The sequence below is a fragment of the Mesorhizobium sp. WSM4837 genome, assembly GCF_055811435.1.
Genome location: NZ_JBVVQE010000235.1, coordinates 1 through 561, shown reverse-complemented (window position 1 = coordinate 561; position 561 = coordinate 1). Strand labels below are relative to the sequence as shown.

Below are 561 nucleotides of genomic sequence, written 5' to 3'. Positions count from 1 at the left end.
GCCAACAACGACATGGCGGCGCTCGAGGAGGAATTGAAGAAGGCCGAAGGCAGCCGCTTCAAGCTGATCGCCACCGACGGCGTTTTTTCCATGGACGGCATCATCGCCAATCTGAAGGGCGTCTGCGATCTCGCCGACAAGTACGATGCAATGGTGATGGTCGACGACAGCCATGCAGTCGGCTTCGTCGGCAAGAACGGGCGCGGCTCGTCCGAGCATTGCGGCGTCGAGGGCAGGGTGGACATCATCACCGGCACGCTCGGCAAGGCATTGGGCGGCGCGTCGGGCGGCTACACATCGGGCAAGAGCCAGGTGGTCGACTGGCTGCGCCAGCGCTCGCGTCCCTATCTGTTTTCCAACACGCTGATGCCGGCGATCGCCGGCGCCTCGATCCGGGTTTTCGAACTGATCAAAAATGGCGATGCGCTGCGTCAGCGCCTCTATGCCAATGCGGCGCGGTTCCGGTCTGAAATGGGTAAGCTCGGCTTTACGCTGGCCGGCGCCGATCATCCGATCGTTCCGGTCATGCTCGGCGATGCGACGCTGGCGCAGGAGATGGCG

At 63.3% G+C, this 561-nt stretch carries 1 protein-coding gene; it reads left to right on the top strand.

All coding sequences use genetic code 11. The features are described from left to right. Positions 1 to 561: aminotransferase class I/II-fold pyridoxal phosphate-dependent enzyme (locus AC0L3D_RS36900; protein WP_473647559.1), on the top strand; the 561-nt coding region annotated here is incomplete at both ends.